This is a genomic window from Kitasatospora sp. NPDC097643 (assembly GCF_040302625.1).
In the GTDB taxonomy this organism is placed as follows: domain Bacteria; phylum Actinomycetota; class Actinomycetes; order Streptomycetales; family Streptomycetaceae; genus Kitasatospora.
The window spans coordinates 69,969-84,292 of the sequence record NZ_JBEOSA010000009.1 but is presented as its reverse complement, the minus strand read 5'-3'; the positions used below and the strand labels follow the sequence as shown (position 1 = coordinate 84,292).

Sequence of the window (14,324 nt, the reverse complement as noted above, 5' to 3'; positions counted from 1 at the left end):
ATGGCTGACATCAACGAGTACGGCGGCGGGCAGGGCCCGAACGCCGACGTCCTGGTCGTGACCACCAACGACATCCCCGGCTTCCGGGTCGACCACGTGATCGGCGAGGTCTTCGGGCTGACCGTGCGCAGCCGCCACGTCGGCAGCCAGATCGGTGCCGGGCTGAAGTCGCTGGTCGGCGGCGAGCTCCGGGGGCTGACGAAGACCCTGGTGGAGAGCCGCAACGAGGCGATGCAGCGGCTGATCGAGCAGACCAAGGCGCGCGGCGGCAACGCTGTCCTGATGATGCGCTTCGACGTGACCTCGGCGGCGGACGTCGGCACCGAGGTGTGCGCCTACGGCACGGCCGTGGTGATCTCCCCGGCCGCCTGACGAGGATCCGGGCGCGGCCTGCGCGCTCGGCCCGCTCGGGCGGGCCGGCCGGCCCGCGCGCCGTGCTGCGGCGGGGAACACCCGGCGCACCCCTGATGTTTCACGAGCATGACTGTTTACGGTGCAACCAACGGTGGGCAGCGGCGGGTGGACGTCCTGGTGGTGGGCGCCGGGCAGGCGGGCCTCTCCGCCGCGTACCACCTGCGCCGCCGGGGCTTCGCCCCGTACCGGGAGGACGCCGACGGGAGGGGAACGGGCGGGGCGGGTACCGAAGGGGCGGGCCGCTTCGTCGTGCTGGACGCCAACGCCGCGCCGGGTGGCGCCTGGGCGCACCGTTCGCCGTCGCTGCGCATGGCCACCGTGCACGGCTTCCACGACCTGCCGGACGCCGAGCTCCCGGCGCCCGATCCGCGGTCCCCCGCTCGCAAGGTGGTGCCGGGGTACTTCGAGGCGTACGAGTCCCGGCACGCGCTCCCCGTCGTGCGCCCCGTCACGGTTCGCGCGGTGCGCGCCGAGTCACCCAGCCCGGACTCCCGGCTGCTGGTCGAGACCGACCGCGGCACCTGGTCCACCCGCGCGCTGATCAACGCCACCGGCACCTGGACCCGCCCGTTCCTGCCGCACTACCCGGGCCACTTCGCCGGCCGCCAGCTGCACTACGCCGAGTACCGCGGGCCCGAGGAGTTCGCGGGCAGGCGCGTCCTGGTGGTGGGCGGCGGCGCCTCGGCGATCCAGGTGCTGTCGGAGGTCGCGGCGGTCGGCGAGACGGTCTGGGTGACCCGGACCCCGCCCGTCTACCACGACGGACCGTTCACCCCCGAGTACGGGCGCGCGGTGGTCGCCCAGGTCGAGGAGCGGGTCCGGCAGGGCCTGCCGGTGCGCAGCGTGGTGAGCGTCACCGGCCTCGGACCGTCCGTCGCCTACCGGCGCGCCGAGGAGCTGGGCGCGCTGCACCGGCGTCCGATGTTCGACCGCCTCACCGAGCACGGCGTCGCCTGGGGCGAGGAGGAGCTGGCCGTGGACGCGATCGTCTGGGCCACCGGCTTCCGCCCAGAGGTCGGCCACCTCGCCCCGCTCGGGCTGCGCTCCCCCGGCGGCGGCATCGCGCTCACCGGGACCAGGGCCACCGCCGACCCGCGGGTCCACCTGGTCGGTTTCGGCCCGTCCGCGAGCACCATCGGCGCCAACCGGGCCGGGCGCGCCGCCGTCAACGACCTCGTCCGTCTGCTCGGCGAGCCGGCTCGGGCTGCGCATCCGGTCCTGCTCCCGGCGCCTGCCTCGGCCCCGGCCCCGGTCGGGGCGTAGCCGCCCGAACCGGCCGTCGGACGCCGGCCGCGTGGCGCCAGGCGTCGGGCGTCAGGCGTCAGGCGTCGGGCCTCAGGCGTCAGGCGTCGGGCCTCAGGCGTCAGCGATCGAAGTCGACCGTGACCCGGTCGGTGAGCGGGCGGGCCTGGCAGGTCAGGACGTAGCCGGCCGCCAGCTCCTTCTCCTCCAGCGCGAAGTTGCGGCGCATCTCCACCTCGCCCTCCGTCACCAGGGCGCGGCAGGTGCCACAGACGCCGCCCTTGCAGGCGAACGGCAGGTCGGGGCGGGAGCGCTGGGCGCCGTCCAGGATCGAACGGTCGCGGGGCAGGGCCAGCGTGCTGCCGCGGCCGTCCAGGACGACGGTGACCTCGCTGTGCGCGCCGTCGGCCGCGGCGTCCGCCGAGTCCAGGTCCTCGTCCCGCTCGGCGAGCGGTTCGTCCTCGGCGTGGAACAGCTCCTGGTGGACGCGCTCGCCCGGCACGCCCAGTCCGACGAGCAGTTCCTTGGCCCCGGCGACCATGCCGAACGGGCCGCAGAGCCACCAGTGGCCGACCGCCTGGACATCCACCAGCGCCTTCAGCAGGGCCTCCACGCGTTCCGGGTCCAGGCGTCCGCTGAGCAGTTCGGCGTCCCGGGTCTCCCGGGAGAGGACGTGGACCAGCTGGAACCGGCCGAGGTAGCGGTCCTTCAGGTCGGCCAGCTCGTCGGCGAACATGACGGTGTCGCTGCGCCGGTTGCCGTAGAGCAGGGTGACGGTGGAGCGGCGGTCGGCGGCCAGGACGGACCCGGCGATCGACAGCATCGGGGTGATGCCGGAGCCCGCCGCGAGCAGCACGTGGTCGGCGGGGACGCCGAGCTCGGGGCTGAACAGGCCCGTCGGCGTCAGGACGTCCACCTCCTCGCCGGGCTGCGCGTCCCGGACCAGCCAGCGCGAGAACAGCCCGCCGGGCACCTCCCGGACGGCGATCCGCAGCGGACCGCCGACGGGGGCGCAGATCGAGTACGAGCGGCGCTCGTCGGTCCCGTCCACCACCTTGCGCAGCGTCAGGGTCTGCCCCGGGCGGAAGGCGAACTCCGCGCTCAGCCCGTCCGGCACCGCGAAGGTCACCGCCACGGCGTCCTCGCACAGGCGCTCCACCCGCTCGATCCGCAGCCGGTGGAAGGTCGGCCGACGGGCGGCCCGCACGGCGGGCTCGACGGCCCCGACGGACTCGACGGGCTCGGTGCCGGGCGCGGCGGCCACGGGCTCGGCCGTGGGGGCGGTGGAGGCCTCGGGGCGGACGGCGGACATTCAGATCTCCTTGACGCGTTCGAAGGGCTCCCGGCAGGCGCGGCAACGCCAGAGCGCCTTGCAGGCGGTGGAACCGAAGCGGGACAGCTCCTCCGTGTCCGCGCCACCGCAGCGCGGGCAGACGACGGGTGCGGCGGCCGTGGCGGGACCGGGGCCGCGGGTGGGGCCGAGGGTGAGCAGGACCGGCCCGGGCGCGGCGACGGCCGAGGTGGGGCGCGGCGGGGCGATGCCCGCCTCGGCGAGCTTGCGGCGGCCCTCGGCGGTGATCAGGTCGGTGGACCACGGCGGGTCCAGCCGCAGCCGGACCCGGACGTCCTGGAACCCGGCCGCGCGCAGCCGCCGGTCCACGTCCGCGGCCATCTCGGCGACGGCGGGGCAGCCCGAGTAGGTGGGGGTGAGCCAGGCGGTCACCACGTCCCCGGGGCCCTCCCCCTCCGGCGCCGTCACCTCGACCCCGGCGAGCACGCCGAGGTCGGCGAGGGTGAGCATCGGCAGCTCCGGATCCGGAACGGCCGCAGCGACCTCCCAGGCCCGCTCGCGGACGGCGGCGGCCTGGTCGGCCGGGGCCGTGCCGGTCGGGACGGTGCCCGCCGTCGCCGTGCCGGTCACCACGTCGCCCCCGGGTGTGCGCGGGCCACCACCTGGAACTCGGCCAGCAGCGGCCCGAGGGCCTCGGTGTGCACGCCGTCCCGGCCGGCCCGGCCCAGGACGGTGGCCAGCGGCGGCACCTCCGGTACGGTCAGCCCGGCCTCGGCGATCACCGCGGTGAGCGAGCGCAGCACCGGTTCGCGCAGGGACGCCGGGTCGACGCCCGCCCGCAGCTCCACCGGGTGGGCGGTGAACAGCTCGTCCAGCAGCGGCCACACCGCCACCAGTCCGGCCTGCATCCGGGCGGAGGAGTACGGCGTGCCGTCGCCCAGCCGCAGCGTCCAGGCGGTGGCGTACTCGCGGTGGTACGCCAGTTCCTTGACGCCCCGGGTGGCGACCGCCGCCAGCACCGGGTCCGGGTGCGTGCTCAGCGCCTCGTACAGGGCGCCGCGCGCGGTCGCGAACAGCAGCAGCCGGGCGACCGAGTACGCGAAGTCGCCGTTCGGCGTCTCGACCAGGCGGACGTTGCGGAAGTCGTGCTCCTCCCGCCAGTACGCCAGGTCGTCCTCGGTGCGGCCGGAACCGTCCACCTGGCCGGCCCGGGTGAGCAGCAGGCGGGCCTGGCCGAGCAGGTCGAGGCCGAGGTTGGCGAGCGCGACCTCCTCCTCCAGTTCGGGCGCCCGGGTGCACCACTCGATCAGCCGCTGGGCGAGGATCAGGGCGTCGTCGCCGAGCATCAGGCAGTAGGCGGCGAGGTCGGCGGCGTCCAGGCCGGCGGGCAGCGCGGTGTCCACGCCGAGCAGCGGGTCGGCGAAGCCCGTCCCGTACGCCCAGCGGCCCTCGCCCTCGGGGCCGGGGGTGGCCTCGGCGAGGCTGAGGTACACGTGGTCGTCGGCGGTGTCGGCCGGTGCGGTGTGGTCGTGCATGGCGGTTCCCCCGTCAGATGTGCGGGACATCCTCGGGGATGTCGTAGAAGGTCGGGTGGCGGTAGACCTTGTCCCCGCTGGGCTCGAAGAACGGGTCGCGCTCGTCCGGGGTGGAGGCGGTGATCGCGTCCGAGCGGACCACCCAGAGGCTGACGCCCTCGTTGCGCCGGGTGTAGAGGTCGCGGGCGGCGAGCAGGGCCATCCGGTCGTCGGCGGCGTGCAGCGAGCCGACGTGGACGTGGTTCAGCCCGCGCCGGGGGCGCACGAACACCTCGTACAGCGGCCAGCCGGCCTTGGACCCGGCCTTGGACTCAGTCACTTTCCGTTCTCCTGTTCCGCGTGTGCACGCTGTTCCGCGTCTCGCTTGGCCGCGTAGGCGACGGCCGCCTCGCGGACCCAGGCGCCGTTCTCGTGGGCGGCGCGGCGGCGGTCGATCCGCTGGGCGTTGCACGGGCCCTGGCCCTGGATGACCCTGGTCAGCTCGGACCAGTCCGGCTCGCCGAAGTCCCAGCCGCCGCGCTCCTCGTTCCAGCGCAGCTCGGGGTCGGGGAGGGTGACGCCCAGGTGCTCGGCCTGCGGCACGGTCATGTCGACGAAGCGCTGGCGCAGCTCGTCGTTGGTGTGCCGCTTGATCCGCCAGGCCATCGAGCGGGCGGTGTTCGGCGAGTCGGCGTCGGAGGGGCCGAACATCATCAGCGACGGCCACCACCAGCGGTCCACCGCGTCCTGCACCATCCGGCGCTGCGCCTCGGTGCCGCGCATCAGCGTCATCAGGAGCTCGTAGCCCTGGCGCTGGTGGAACGACTCCTCCTTGCAGATCCGCACCATGGCGCGGGCGTACGGGCCGTAGCTGCAACGGCAGAGCGGGACCTGGTTGCAGATCGCAGCGCCGTCGACCAGCCAGCCGATCACGCCGACGTCGGCGAAGGTGAGGGTCGGGTAGTTGAAGATCGAGGAGTACTTCTGGCGGCCGGAGATCAGCTTCTCGGTGAGCTCGGCGCGGTCGACGCCGAGGGTCTCGGCGGCGGCGTAGAGGTAGAGGCCGTGGCCGGCCTCGTCCTGGGCCTTGGCGAGCAGGATCGCCTTGCGGCGCAGCGACGGGGCGCGGGTGAGCCAGTTGCCCTCGGGCTGCATGCCGATGATCTCGGAGTGGGCGTGCTGGGCGATCTGGCGGATCAGGGTGGCCCGGTAGGCGTCGGGCATCCAGTCCCTGGGTTCGATCCGCTGCTCGGCGGCGATGACCGCCTCGAAGCGGTCCTGCTGCTCCTGCGCGGGGACCGCCTCGGCCACCTCTGTTGTCACCACGGTCCCCTCTCGTGTCCTGCTCTGGCGCTCGTGTCCCGCTCTGGCGTCCGGGCGCCAACCGACTGACCGTTCGGTCGGTACCATTCTGCGCGGCGAGGTGGAGGGATGGCAAGGGAGGGGCGCGGGGAGGGTGGCGCGAGGGACCGCCGACGAACAGATAACAGCTGACAGATTTCAGAATCTGTCAGCTGTTATCTGTCGGCTGTCATCTGTTGCTCATCCCTCCGTACGGTCCCGCAGCCGCGGCAGCGGAACGGCGAAGAGCGCGGCCAGCAGAGCGATCCGGGGGGCCAGCTGGTCGAGACGGATGTGCTCGTGCCGGGCATGGGCGCCGGCGCCGACCGCACCGAAGCCGTCCAGCGTCGGAAGCCCGCGCGAGCCCGGCAGATTGGTGTCCCCGGCGCCGCCCGCCGGGCCGCCGTCCAGCTGCTGCCCGAGCACCGCGGCGAGTGAACGGACGTGCCGCAGCAGCGGGTTGCCGGTCCGCTCCGGCCACGCCGGACGACTGGACAGCACCTCGGTGCGCACCCGGGCACCCGGGCGCAGCGCGGTGAGCCGGGCCAGGTGGTCGAGCGTGCGGCGCTGCGCCTCGGCGGTGGCGAACCGCAGGCCCAGCTCGGCCTCGGCCCGACCCGCGACCACGTTGGCGCGCGAACCCCCGCTGATCCGACCGGCGTTGAGCTCGGTGCCGGGCTGGCCGGCGAGCCCGCGGACGAGCACGAGCTGGTCGACCAGCTCGTCGACCGCGGACACCCCGTCGTGGGCGTCGTTGCCTGCGTGGGCCTCGCGGCCGGTGACGGTGAGCCGGACCCGGGTGCTGCCGCGCCGGGCGGTCTTCAACCGGCCGTCCGGGTGCGGCGGTTCGAGGCCCAGCACCGCGGCCGCACCGCGCAGTTGGCGCTCGACCAGGCGGCGCCCGTCCGGGCTGCCGACCTCCTCGTCGGAGACGACGACCAGGCGGACGGTGCGGTGCGGTCGTTGTCCGAGGTCCGCGAGCAGGGCGAACGCGCCTTCCAGGATGGCGAGTCCGCCCTTCATGTCGACGACGCCGGGGCCGCTGAGGGTGCCGTCCTGCTCGGTGACCGGCCAGTCCGCGAGGGTGCCGGCCGGCCAGACCGTGTCGTGGTGGCCGACGATCAGCAGGTGGGGCAGGGTTTCGTCCTGGCCCACCCACTCCAGGACGAGGTGGTCGCCGGCCGGGCCGGCTTCGCGCCTGGCGGTGGCACCGGTGGCACGGAAGCCTGCGGCCAACTCCTCGGCGAGGGCGTCGAGTCGGGGAGCATCCCCGGTGGGCGACTCGATCCGGGCGAGGTCGGCGCAGCGGCGCCGGACGGCTCCGGCGAGGGTACGGGCGCGGGCGCTGAGGGCCTGCGGGAGACCGGGGAGCGCGGCGGTGGCACTGGCCGTGGCACTGGCCGCGGCGGCAGCGGTGGCAGCGGTGGCACTGGCGGTAGCAGCAGCGGTGGCGGCCGGGGCGTCGCCGTCCGGTCCGGCGGCCGTGGCCCGCTCGGCGGTCTGCGTGGTGGTCTGGGCGGCGGTCTGGGCGGCGGTCTGCGCGGCGGGCGACCCGACGATCTGGGGACTCAACGCTCGCCTCCGCGGCCGCCGCCGGTATTCAGCGGCCGCACCGGCCGACCGGTCCAACCCGGGTGCCAGACCCGGCCGACCCCGACCCGTCGACCGGGATGAGGTGCCATACGTCGGGACGGGCCGTCTGGCCCAAGTGCGGTGGAACGGCTGGGCGGCGTGCTTGGCATTGCGTCCTCCTCGCTCGATCCGGTGGCCCCGGTCCGCCCGGAGCCCCGTGGACGGCGGCTTCCTGGCGGCGGGCGCAGTGGCCGGACCGCCGCAGGGAAGCCGAGATGTGAGCCTAGAAGAACCGTTCGGTTTCCTGCGAGGTGGCCCTGCTCTCAGCGTGCCGGGACCGGGCCCAGCCTCGGGCACCCGCCTGCGATCGGCGATGGGCGCTCGGCGCGCGGGCCTGGATCGGCGCGCGGGCGCGGTCGCCGGATCGCGCCCAACTCCACGATGGACCCGCCGCCCGGGTTCGGCAGCGCAAACGGCCAAGGCACGGGAATTCCACGCCGGATGGGTGACAGCAGCTCAGCACACGGTACGAACCGGGGGCACGGACCGGCTCAGGGGAGCCCGGTCCGACGAGGCGGGAACGCCCACGTGAACTCCTTCCGAAGTTTCGCCGTCGCCACCACCGGAGACGCCGTCCACCGCCCCGGCCCCGCACGCATCTCGGGTCCTTCGCACACCGCCGGCCCGGCCGGCACCGTCCCGTAGCGTCCCCGTCCTGTCGCTGTCCCGTACCCGTCCCTGCCCGGACACGGCCCGCGGCTCAGGCGCCGTCCTCGAGCAGCCCCGCGTCGCGGGCGAGCAGCGCGGCCTGCACCCGGTTCCCGACACCGAGTGCCGTCAGGATGCGGCTGACGTGTGCCTTGACGGTGCTCTCGCGCATCCCGAGGACGCCCGCGATCTCGGCGTTGGAGAGCCCGTCGGCGAGTTCGCGCAGCACGTCGGTCTCGCGCGGGGTGAGCCCGGCGACCCGGTTGCGGGCCGCGATGGACCGGGGCGCGCCGGTGCGGTGGTAGCGGTCGATGAGGCGACGCGCGGCCGCCGGGTGCAGCATGCCCTGGCCGCCGGCGACGACGTGGACGGCCCGGGCGATCTCGGCGGGCGGGGTGTCCTTGAGCAGGAAGCCGTCGGCGCCGGCGGCCAGGGCCTGGTACACGTACTCGTCGAGGTCGAAGGTGGTGAGCGCGATGACGCGCGGGGCGTCGGGCAGTTCGCGCAGCCGTCTGGTGGCGGCGATGCCGTCGAGCCGGGGCATCCGGATGTCCATCAGCGCGACGTCGATCCGCCGCTCGCGGGCGAGTTCGACGGCCTGCATGCCGTCGGCGGCCTCGGCGACGACGGTGAGGGCCGGGTCCTGGGTGAGGAGGTCGACGAGGCCGAGCCGCACCAGCGCGTCGTCGTCGACCACCATCGTGCGGATCATGCGGCGTCCTTCGGCTGCGGGGGCTGGGTAGGTGCCGGGGTTCCGGGTGGTGGACCGGCTGGGGCAGGGGGTTGAGGTTGGGCAGGGGCCGGGGTCCGGCCCGGTCCGGCCACCGTCTGCGGCGGGCGCTCCGGCGCAGGCAGGCGGGCGGAGAGCCGGAATCCGCCGCCTCCGTCGGGGCCCGCGTCGAGGTGGCCGCCGAGCGCGCCGACCCGTTCGGTGAGCCCGACCAGGCCGTAACCGCCGCCGCTGCCCGGGCCGTTGAGTGCGGCCTCGCCCGGCCCGTTGCGCACTTCGACGGTGGTCGCCGGCGTGCCGTAGCTGACCCGGACGGTGACCGGTGCGGCGTGCGCGTACTTGCGGGCGTTGGTGAGCGCCTCCTGGACCAGACGGTGCACGGCCAGCCGGTGGGTGGTGGGGACGGTCTCCGGGTCACCGACGAGGGCCAGTTCGACCCGCTGACCGGCCTGGGTGGCCTCGCCGACGAGTTCGGTGAGGTCGCGCAGGGCGGGCGCGGGGACACGCGTGGTCCCGTCCGGTACGGGCGGCCCGGCCGCGCCGGCCACGCGCGCCACACTCGCCGCACCCGCCAGGCCGCCCGCGCCGCCCGCGTCGGTCGAATGGGGCGGCGGGTCGGCCCGCAGCGCGCCCAGGACGTCGCGCAGGTCGTCGAGCGAGCGGGCGGCGGTCGTGCGGAGCAGTTCCAGCCGGTGGGTGAGCCGGTCCGGATCGGCGGCGACGGTGCCGGCTCGGGCCTGGTCGCGCAACACCCCGGCGTGCAGCACCAGGAGGCTGAGGCGGTGGGCGAGCACGTCGTGCATCTCCCGTGCGATGCGGGCGCGTTCGGCCGCCCTGGTCTGTTCGACGCGCAGTTCGCGCTCGCGGCGCAGCGCGTCGACCTGCTCGTGCAGGGTCCGGATCAGCACCCGACGGCCGTGCAGCCACAGTCCGACGGACAACGTGGCGGCCTGGACGAGGAGTTCGGATCCGGTGGTACCGGCCCAGCCGACCAGCGAGTCGGCGCGGGTGGCGCTGAGCAGGGCGAGGACGGTGCCGGCGGCCACGGCCTGGCCGGTGCGGCCGAGAGAGGCGAGGTGGTAGACGCTGAACAGGCCGGGGAAGGCTCGGTTGAACAGGCCGCCGGTGAGCACGGGCAGCACGGCGGCGGCCACCGGGTGGCGGCGGGCGAGGAGCAGGGAGAGCGAGGTGAGGGCCGCGACGGCGGTCCGCGGCAGGCGCAGCGGCTCGTCGGCGCGGGTCCACTGGACGACGGTCTCCTCGGCGGTCAGGGCGAGGATGCCGAGGAGCAGCAGCGTGTCGGTCCACGGGCGGCGGTCCGGGCCGTACCAGCCGAGCAGGTCCGTGCGCGTGAACACCGCTCCCTCCCCTCCCCCGCCCTGTGACCGCTCACCCGTCCGTTCATCAAACCGTTCGTCGGGCCGTTCACCACGCCGTTCACCACGCCGTTCATCGAGCGGCTCATCAAGCCGTTCATCGAGCCGCCCTGGGCCCGTTGGGCTCGATGCTACGGGCGGGGCGCGGCGCGGCGCCCCCTTCTCCCGGGCGGGCCCGTCCTCGACTTTCGTCGGGGGTCGGCGGGGCTCGTCGGCCGATCCGTGGCGCGGACGGCCTGCCTAGCGTCGACGGCATGACGACCGAACAGCTCCGCCCCCGCCCCGACTCCCTTGTCCCGCACAGCACTTCGCCCTTCGGCGGGGACCGTCTGCTGTTCCTCGCCGAGGCCCTGCGCACCTTCCACGACACGGGCGCGCTGGCGCCGAGCAGCGCGGACCTGGTGAACGCGCTGGTGGTCCCGGTCACCAGCCGTCCGAACCGGCCGCTCTCGGTGCTGGAGGTCGGCGCCGGCACGGGCGTGGTGACCCGCCGGCTGGCCCAGGTCCTGCGCCCCGGCGACCGGTTGCACGTCGTCGAGGCGAACCCGCGCTTCGCCGACCGGCTCCGGGAGGACCCGGCGCTGGCCGCGCGCCGTCCGGGGATCGGGCTGCGGCTGTCGGCCTGCCGGGTCGAGGACCTGCCGCGGCGCGAGGGCGAGGACGGTACCGCGGGCGAGCGCTACGACGTGATCGTGTCGGGGCTGCCGTTCACCAACTTCGCGCCGGCTCGGGTGCGGCTCCTGCTCGACCTGTACCTGCGGCTGCTGGTGCCCGGGGGCGAGCTCACGTACTTCGGGTACCTGGGCACGAGCACCGCCCGCACCCTGGCATCGGGCCCGCGCCGGGGCGCCCGCCACCGGGCGGTCGTGCGGCTGCTGCGCAGCTTCGAGGCCGCGTACGGGCTGGGCGAGCGGACGGTATGGCGAAACGTTCCGCCGGCCCGCGCCTACCTGCTGCGCTCGCCGGGCGGACGTGATCAGTAACAACTAACAGATGACAGCCGACAGATTTCAGATAACAGACGACAGCGAACAGATTTTGAAATCTGTTCGCTGCCGTGCCATAGTGGCATCCGGAGCACCCCACTCCCCGCCACCTCTCCGGCGGGCCCGCACCCCACCCCCTGGAGCCCCTGTGTCCACCACCTCGCGCCCCGCCCAGCGCCCGCTCGGCACCTCCGGCCCGGTGACCTCCGCCCTCGGCCTCGGCTGCATGGGCATGTCCGACCTCTACGGCCCGGCCGACGAGGCCGAGAGCATCGCCACCATCCACGCCGCGCTCGATGCCGGGGTCACCCTCCTCGACACCGGCGACTTCTACGGCATGGGCCACAACGAGCTGCTGATCCACGACGCGCTGCGCGGCCGTGACCGCGAGAGCGTGCAGATCAGCGTGAAGTTCGGCGCCCAGCGCGGCCCGGACGGCCAGTGGCTCGGCTACAACGCCAGCCCCGCCGCCACCAAGACCGCGCTCGCGTACACCCTGCGCCGCCTGCGCACCGACTACATCGACGTCTATCGCCCGGCCCGCCTGGACCCGAACGTCCCGATCGAGGAGACCGTCGGCGCCATCGCGGACCTGGTGAAGGCCGGCCACGTCCGCCACATCGGCCTGTCCGAGGTCGGCGCCGACACCCTGCGCCGGGCCGCCGCCGTCCACCCGATCAGCGACCTCCAGATCGAGTACTCGCTGATCTCCCGCTCGATCGAGGAGGCCGTCCTCCCCGCCGCCCGCGAGCTCGGCATCGGCATCACCGCCTACGGCGTGCTCTCCCGCGGCCTGCTCAGCGGCCACTGGAGCAATGAGCGCACGCTCAGCGGCACGGACTTCCGCGGCCACAGCCCGCGCTTCCAGGGCGACAACCTGACCCACAACCTCGCCCTGGTCGAGGCGCTGCGCGAGGTCGCCGCCGCGAAGGGCGCGAGCGTCGCCCAGGTCGCCATCGCCTGGGTCGTGTCGCGCGGCGCGGACATCGTGCCGCTGGTCGGCGCCCGCCGGCGCGACCGCCTCGCCGAGGCCCTCGGCGCGCTCGACGTCACCCTCACCCCGGCCGACCTCGCGGCCATCGAGGCGGCCGTCCCCGCCGGTGCCGCCGCGGGCGACCGGTACGCTGCCGCTCAGATGGCCCACCTGGACAGCGAACACTGACCGACCGGGCCGACGCCGTACCCTCCCGACGGCACGCACCACCCCTGGCCGCACGCACACCCCGACCGACCGCACCACCCCGACCGCACCAACCGCCCGCCGCCCCCCTCGGCGGACGCACCCCTGTAAGGACGGACCTCCCCGTGACCACGGAAACCACCCTCACCGCCGAGCAGATCCTGATCGCGGCGGAGGACGTCCTCCGACGGTTCGGCCCGACCAAGGCCACCGTCGTGGACGTCGCCCGCATCCTCGGCGTCAGCCACAGCAGCGTCTACCGCCACTTCCCGAGCAAGGCCGCGCTGCGCGAGGCGGTCACCCAGCGCTGGCTCGACCAGGCGCACCACCAGCTCGCGTTCATCTCGACCGAGCCGGGCCCCGCCGAGGAGCGGCTGCACCGCTGGCTGGTGACGCTGTTCGCGGCCAAGCGCAAGAAGGCCCTGGACGACCCGGAGCTGTTCGCGACGTACATGGTGCTGGTCGAGGAGAACAGCGCCACCGTCGACGCGCACATCGAGACCCTGGTCGGCCAGATCTCCCAGATCGTCCAGGACGGCATGGACGCCAAGGACTTCAGGCTCGCCCACATCCAGAACACCGCCCGCGCCGTGTTCGACGCCACCGCGCACTTCCACGACCCCGCCTACGCGGGCGAGTGGTCCACCCCGGGTACGGACGACCGCTTCGAGGCCCTCTGGAAGCTCATCGTCGGCGGCCTGCGCGCCAAGTGACCCGCCGCGGCGAGATACGACCGCCCGTGTGACCACCCGCCGGAGGCCCTTCGGGGCGAGGAGTGCTGAGAAGCGCCCCTCGCCCCGGAGGGCCTCCGGCCTTCCCGGCGATATCCCCTCGCGGACCGGCCGGGTCACCGGGCAGACTGCGCACACACGGTTGATCTCACTCGGAGGATGACATGCGTGCGGCCGCCCCGGTCCTGGACAGCCTTCAAGGCCTCGCCCTCGGCGACGCCTTCGGCGACCGCTGGTTCCAGGTCCCGCTCGACGAGGCCTCCGCGGCCGTCGCCGGGCGCCAAACCCGACTGGCGCCCTGGCACTGGACCGACGACACCGCGATGGCACTGGTGCTGCTGCGCCACCTGACCACCCACGGCGAGGTCCGACCGGACGCGCTGGCACGGGAGTTCGCCGAGGAGTACGCCCGGGACCACGCACGCAAGTACGGCCCGTCGATGCACCGGGTGCTGCGCGGGATCGGCGCCGGCGGGGACTGGCGGGCCATCACAGCGGACCAGTTCGAGGGCCAGGGTTCGCACGGCAACGGCGCCGCGATGCGGGTCGCCCCGCTGGGCGCGTGGTTCGCGGACGACCTGGACGAGGTCGCCCGGCAGGCCGAACTCCAGGCGCTCACCACACACTTCCACCCGGAGGCCGTCGCCGGCGCGGTCGCGGTCGCGCTGGCCGCCGCCCTCGCGGTCCGGCACCGGGGCCAGACCCCGCCCGGGCGCGGCGAGTTGCTGACCGAGGTCGCCGGACGGCTGCCGGACTGCGACGTCCGCTCCGGCCTGCGGATCGCCGCCCGGCTGCCCGGGCACACCAGTGTCCGGCACGCCGCCCACGTGCTCGGGTCGGGGCTGATGATCTCCGCCCCGGACACCGTCCCGTTCGCCCTCTGGTCCGCCACCGGGCACCTGGACTCACTGCCGGACGCGCTCTGGTACACCTTGGAGGGCTGCGGCGACATGGACACCACCTGCGCCATCGCGGCCGGGGTGGTCGCCGCCCGTACCGGACTCGCCGACGTTCCGGCCGGCTGGCTCACCGCCCGCGAGGAACTCCCCGGCTGGGTGGACGACTTGGCAACGGCCACCTGAACCACGCACCCGGGCGGCGCCGCACGAATCGGACCTGCGACGCCGCTCCCCCGCGACTCCGGACTCGCCCGGGGCGAGCAATCGCCTCAGGGGGCACTCGTCCCGGGGGTCGGCTCCGGTCCGGCCCCTCGCCACCCGGGGCCACCCTCAGCGATGG

The 14,324-nt window shown here is 74.7% G+C and carries 14 protein-coding genes; 6 read left to right on the top strand and 8 right to left on the bottom strand.

Annotation, left to right across the window (positions count from 1 at the left end; all coding sequences use genetic code 11):
• On the top strand, positions 1-372 hold the full coding sequence (locus ABTY15_RS08945; protein ID WP_350578460.1) for a YbjQ family protein: 372 nt from the start codon (positions 1-3) through the stop codon (positions 370-372).
• Positions 373-480: 108 nt separating this feature from the next.
• Complete coding sequence (locus ABTY15_RS08940; RefSeq protein ID WP_350578458.1) at positions 481-1,677, top strand: flavin-containing monooxygenase; 1,197 nt, start codon at positions 481-483, stop codon at positions 1,675-1,677.
• A 100-nt stretch (positions 1,678-1,777) separates the two neighbouring features.
• Here the strand turns inward: ABTY15_RS08940 and paaE are convergent, their stop codons facing one another.
• From paaE to ABTY15_RS08900, 8 genes are all read right to left on the bottom strand, one after another.
• Positions 1,778-2,968 carry a 1,2-phenylacetyl-CoA epoxidase subunit PaaE gene (paaE, locus tag ABTY15_RS08935; RefSeq protein WP_350578455.1) on the bottom strand — a complete coding sequence of 397 codons (1,191 nt, stop codon included), beginning with the start codon at positions 2,966-2,968 and terminating at the stop codon, positions 1,778-1,780.
• Entirely contained in the window at positions 2,969-3,580 is a 612-nt protein-coding gene (gene paaD, locus ABTY15_RS08930) for a 1,2-phenylacetyl-CoA epoxidase subunit PaaD (protein ID WP_350578453.1), read from the bottom strand.
• Complete coding sequence (gene paaC, locus ABTY15_RS08925) at positions 3,574-4,482, bottom strand: 1,2-phenylacetyl-CoA epoxidase subunit PaaC (RefSeq protein WP_350578451.1); 909 nt, start codon at positions 4,480-4,482, stop codon at positions 3,574-3,576. The genes paaD and paaC overlap by 7 nt, the downstream gene beginning before the upstream one ends.
• A 13-nt stretch (positions 4,483-4,495) precedes the next feature.
• A complete protein-coding gene (paaB, locus tag ABTY15_RS08920) occupies positions 4,496-4,801 on the bottom strand; it encodes a 1,2-phenylacetyl-CoA epoxidase subunit PaaB (protein WP_350578449.1) in 306 nt (101 codons plus the stop codon).
• Positions 4,798-5,784: a 1,2-phenylacetyl-CoA epoxidase subunit PaaA gene (paaA, locus tag ABTY15_RS08915; protein WP_502893453.1), complete on the bottom strand. Its 987-nt coding sequence runs from the start codon at positions 5,782-5,784 to the stop codon at positions 4,798-4,800. The genes paaB and paaA overlap by 4 nt, the downstream gene beginning before the upstream one ends.
• Before the next feature lie 219 nt (positions 5,785-6,003).
• Positions 6,004-7,374, bottom strand: coding sequence for a M20 family metallopeptidase (locus ABTY15_RS08910; RefSeq protein ID WP_350578444.1), 1,371 nt, complete (start codon positions 7,372-7,374; stop codon positions 6,004-6,006).
• 760 nt (positions 7,375-8,134) lie between these two features.
• Entirely contained in the window at positions 8,135-8,794 is a 660-nt protein-coding gene (locus ABTY15_RS08905; protein ID WP_350578441.1) for a response regulator, read from the bottom strand.
• Complete coding sequence (locus ABTY15_RS08900) at positions 8,791-10,170, bottom strand: sensor histidine kinase (RefSeq protein WP_350578438.1); 1,380 nt, start codon at positions 10,168-10,170, stop codon at positions 8,791-8,793. The genes ABTY15_RS08905 and ABTY15_RS08900 overlap by 4 nt, the downstream gene beginning before the upstream one ends.
• Before the next feature lie 272 nt (positions 10,171-10,442).
• Between ABTY15_RS08900 and ABTY15_RS08895 the strand changes: the two genes are divergently transcribed.
• From ABTY15_RS08895 to ABTY15_RS08880, 4 genes are all read left to right on the top strand, one after another.
• Entirely contained in the window at positions 10,443-11,171 is a 729-nt protein-coding gene (locus ABTY15_RS08895) for a class I SAM-dependent methyltransferase (protein WP_350578435.1), read from the top strand.
• 229 nt (positions 11,172-11,400) lie between these two features.
• Complete coding sequence (locus tag ABTY15_RS08890; protein WP_502893458.1) at positions 11,401-12,336, top strand: aldo/keto reductase; 936 nt, start codon at positions 11,401-11,403, stop codon at positions 12,334-12,336.
• 143 nt (positions 12,337-12,479) lie between these two features.
• Positions 12,480-13,067 (top strand): TetR/AcrR family transcriptional regulator, encoded by a 588-nt coding sequence (locus ABTY15_RS08885; protein ID WP_350578426.1) that lies wholly within the window; start codon positions 12,480-12,482, stop codon positions 13,065-13,067.
• A 182-nt stretch (positions 13,068-13,249) separates the two neighbouring features.
• Entirely contained in the window at positions 13,250-14,167 is a 918-nt protein-coding gene (locus ABTY15_RS08880) for an ADP-ribosylglycohydrolase family protein (RefSeq protein WP_350578424.1), read from the top strand.
• The last annotated feature ends 157 nt before the right edge of the window (positions 14,168-14,324 follow it).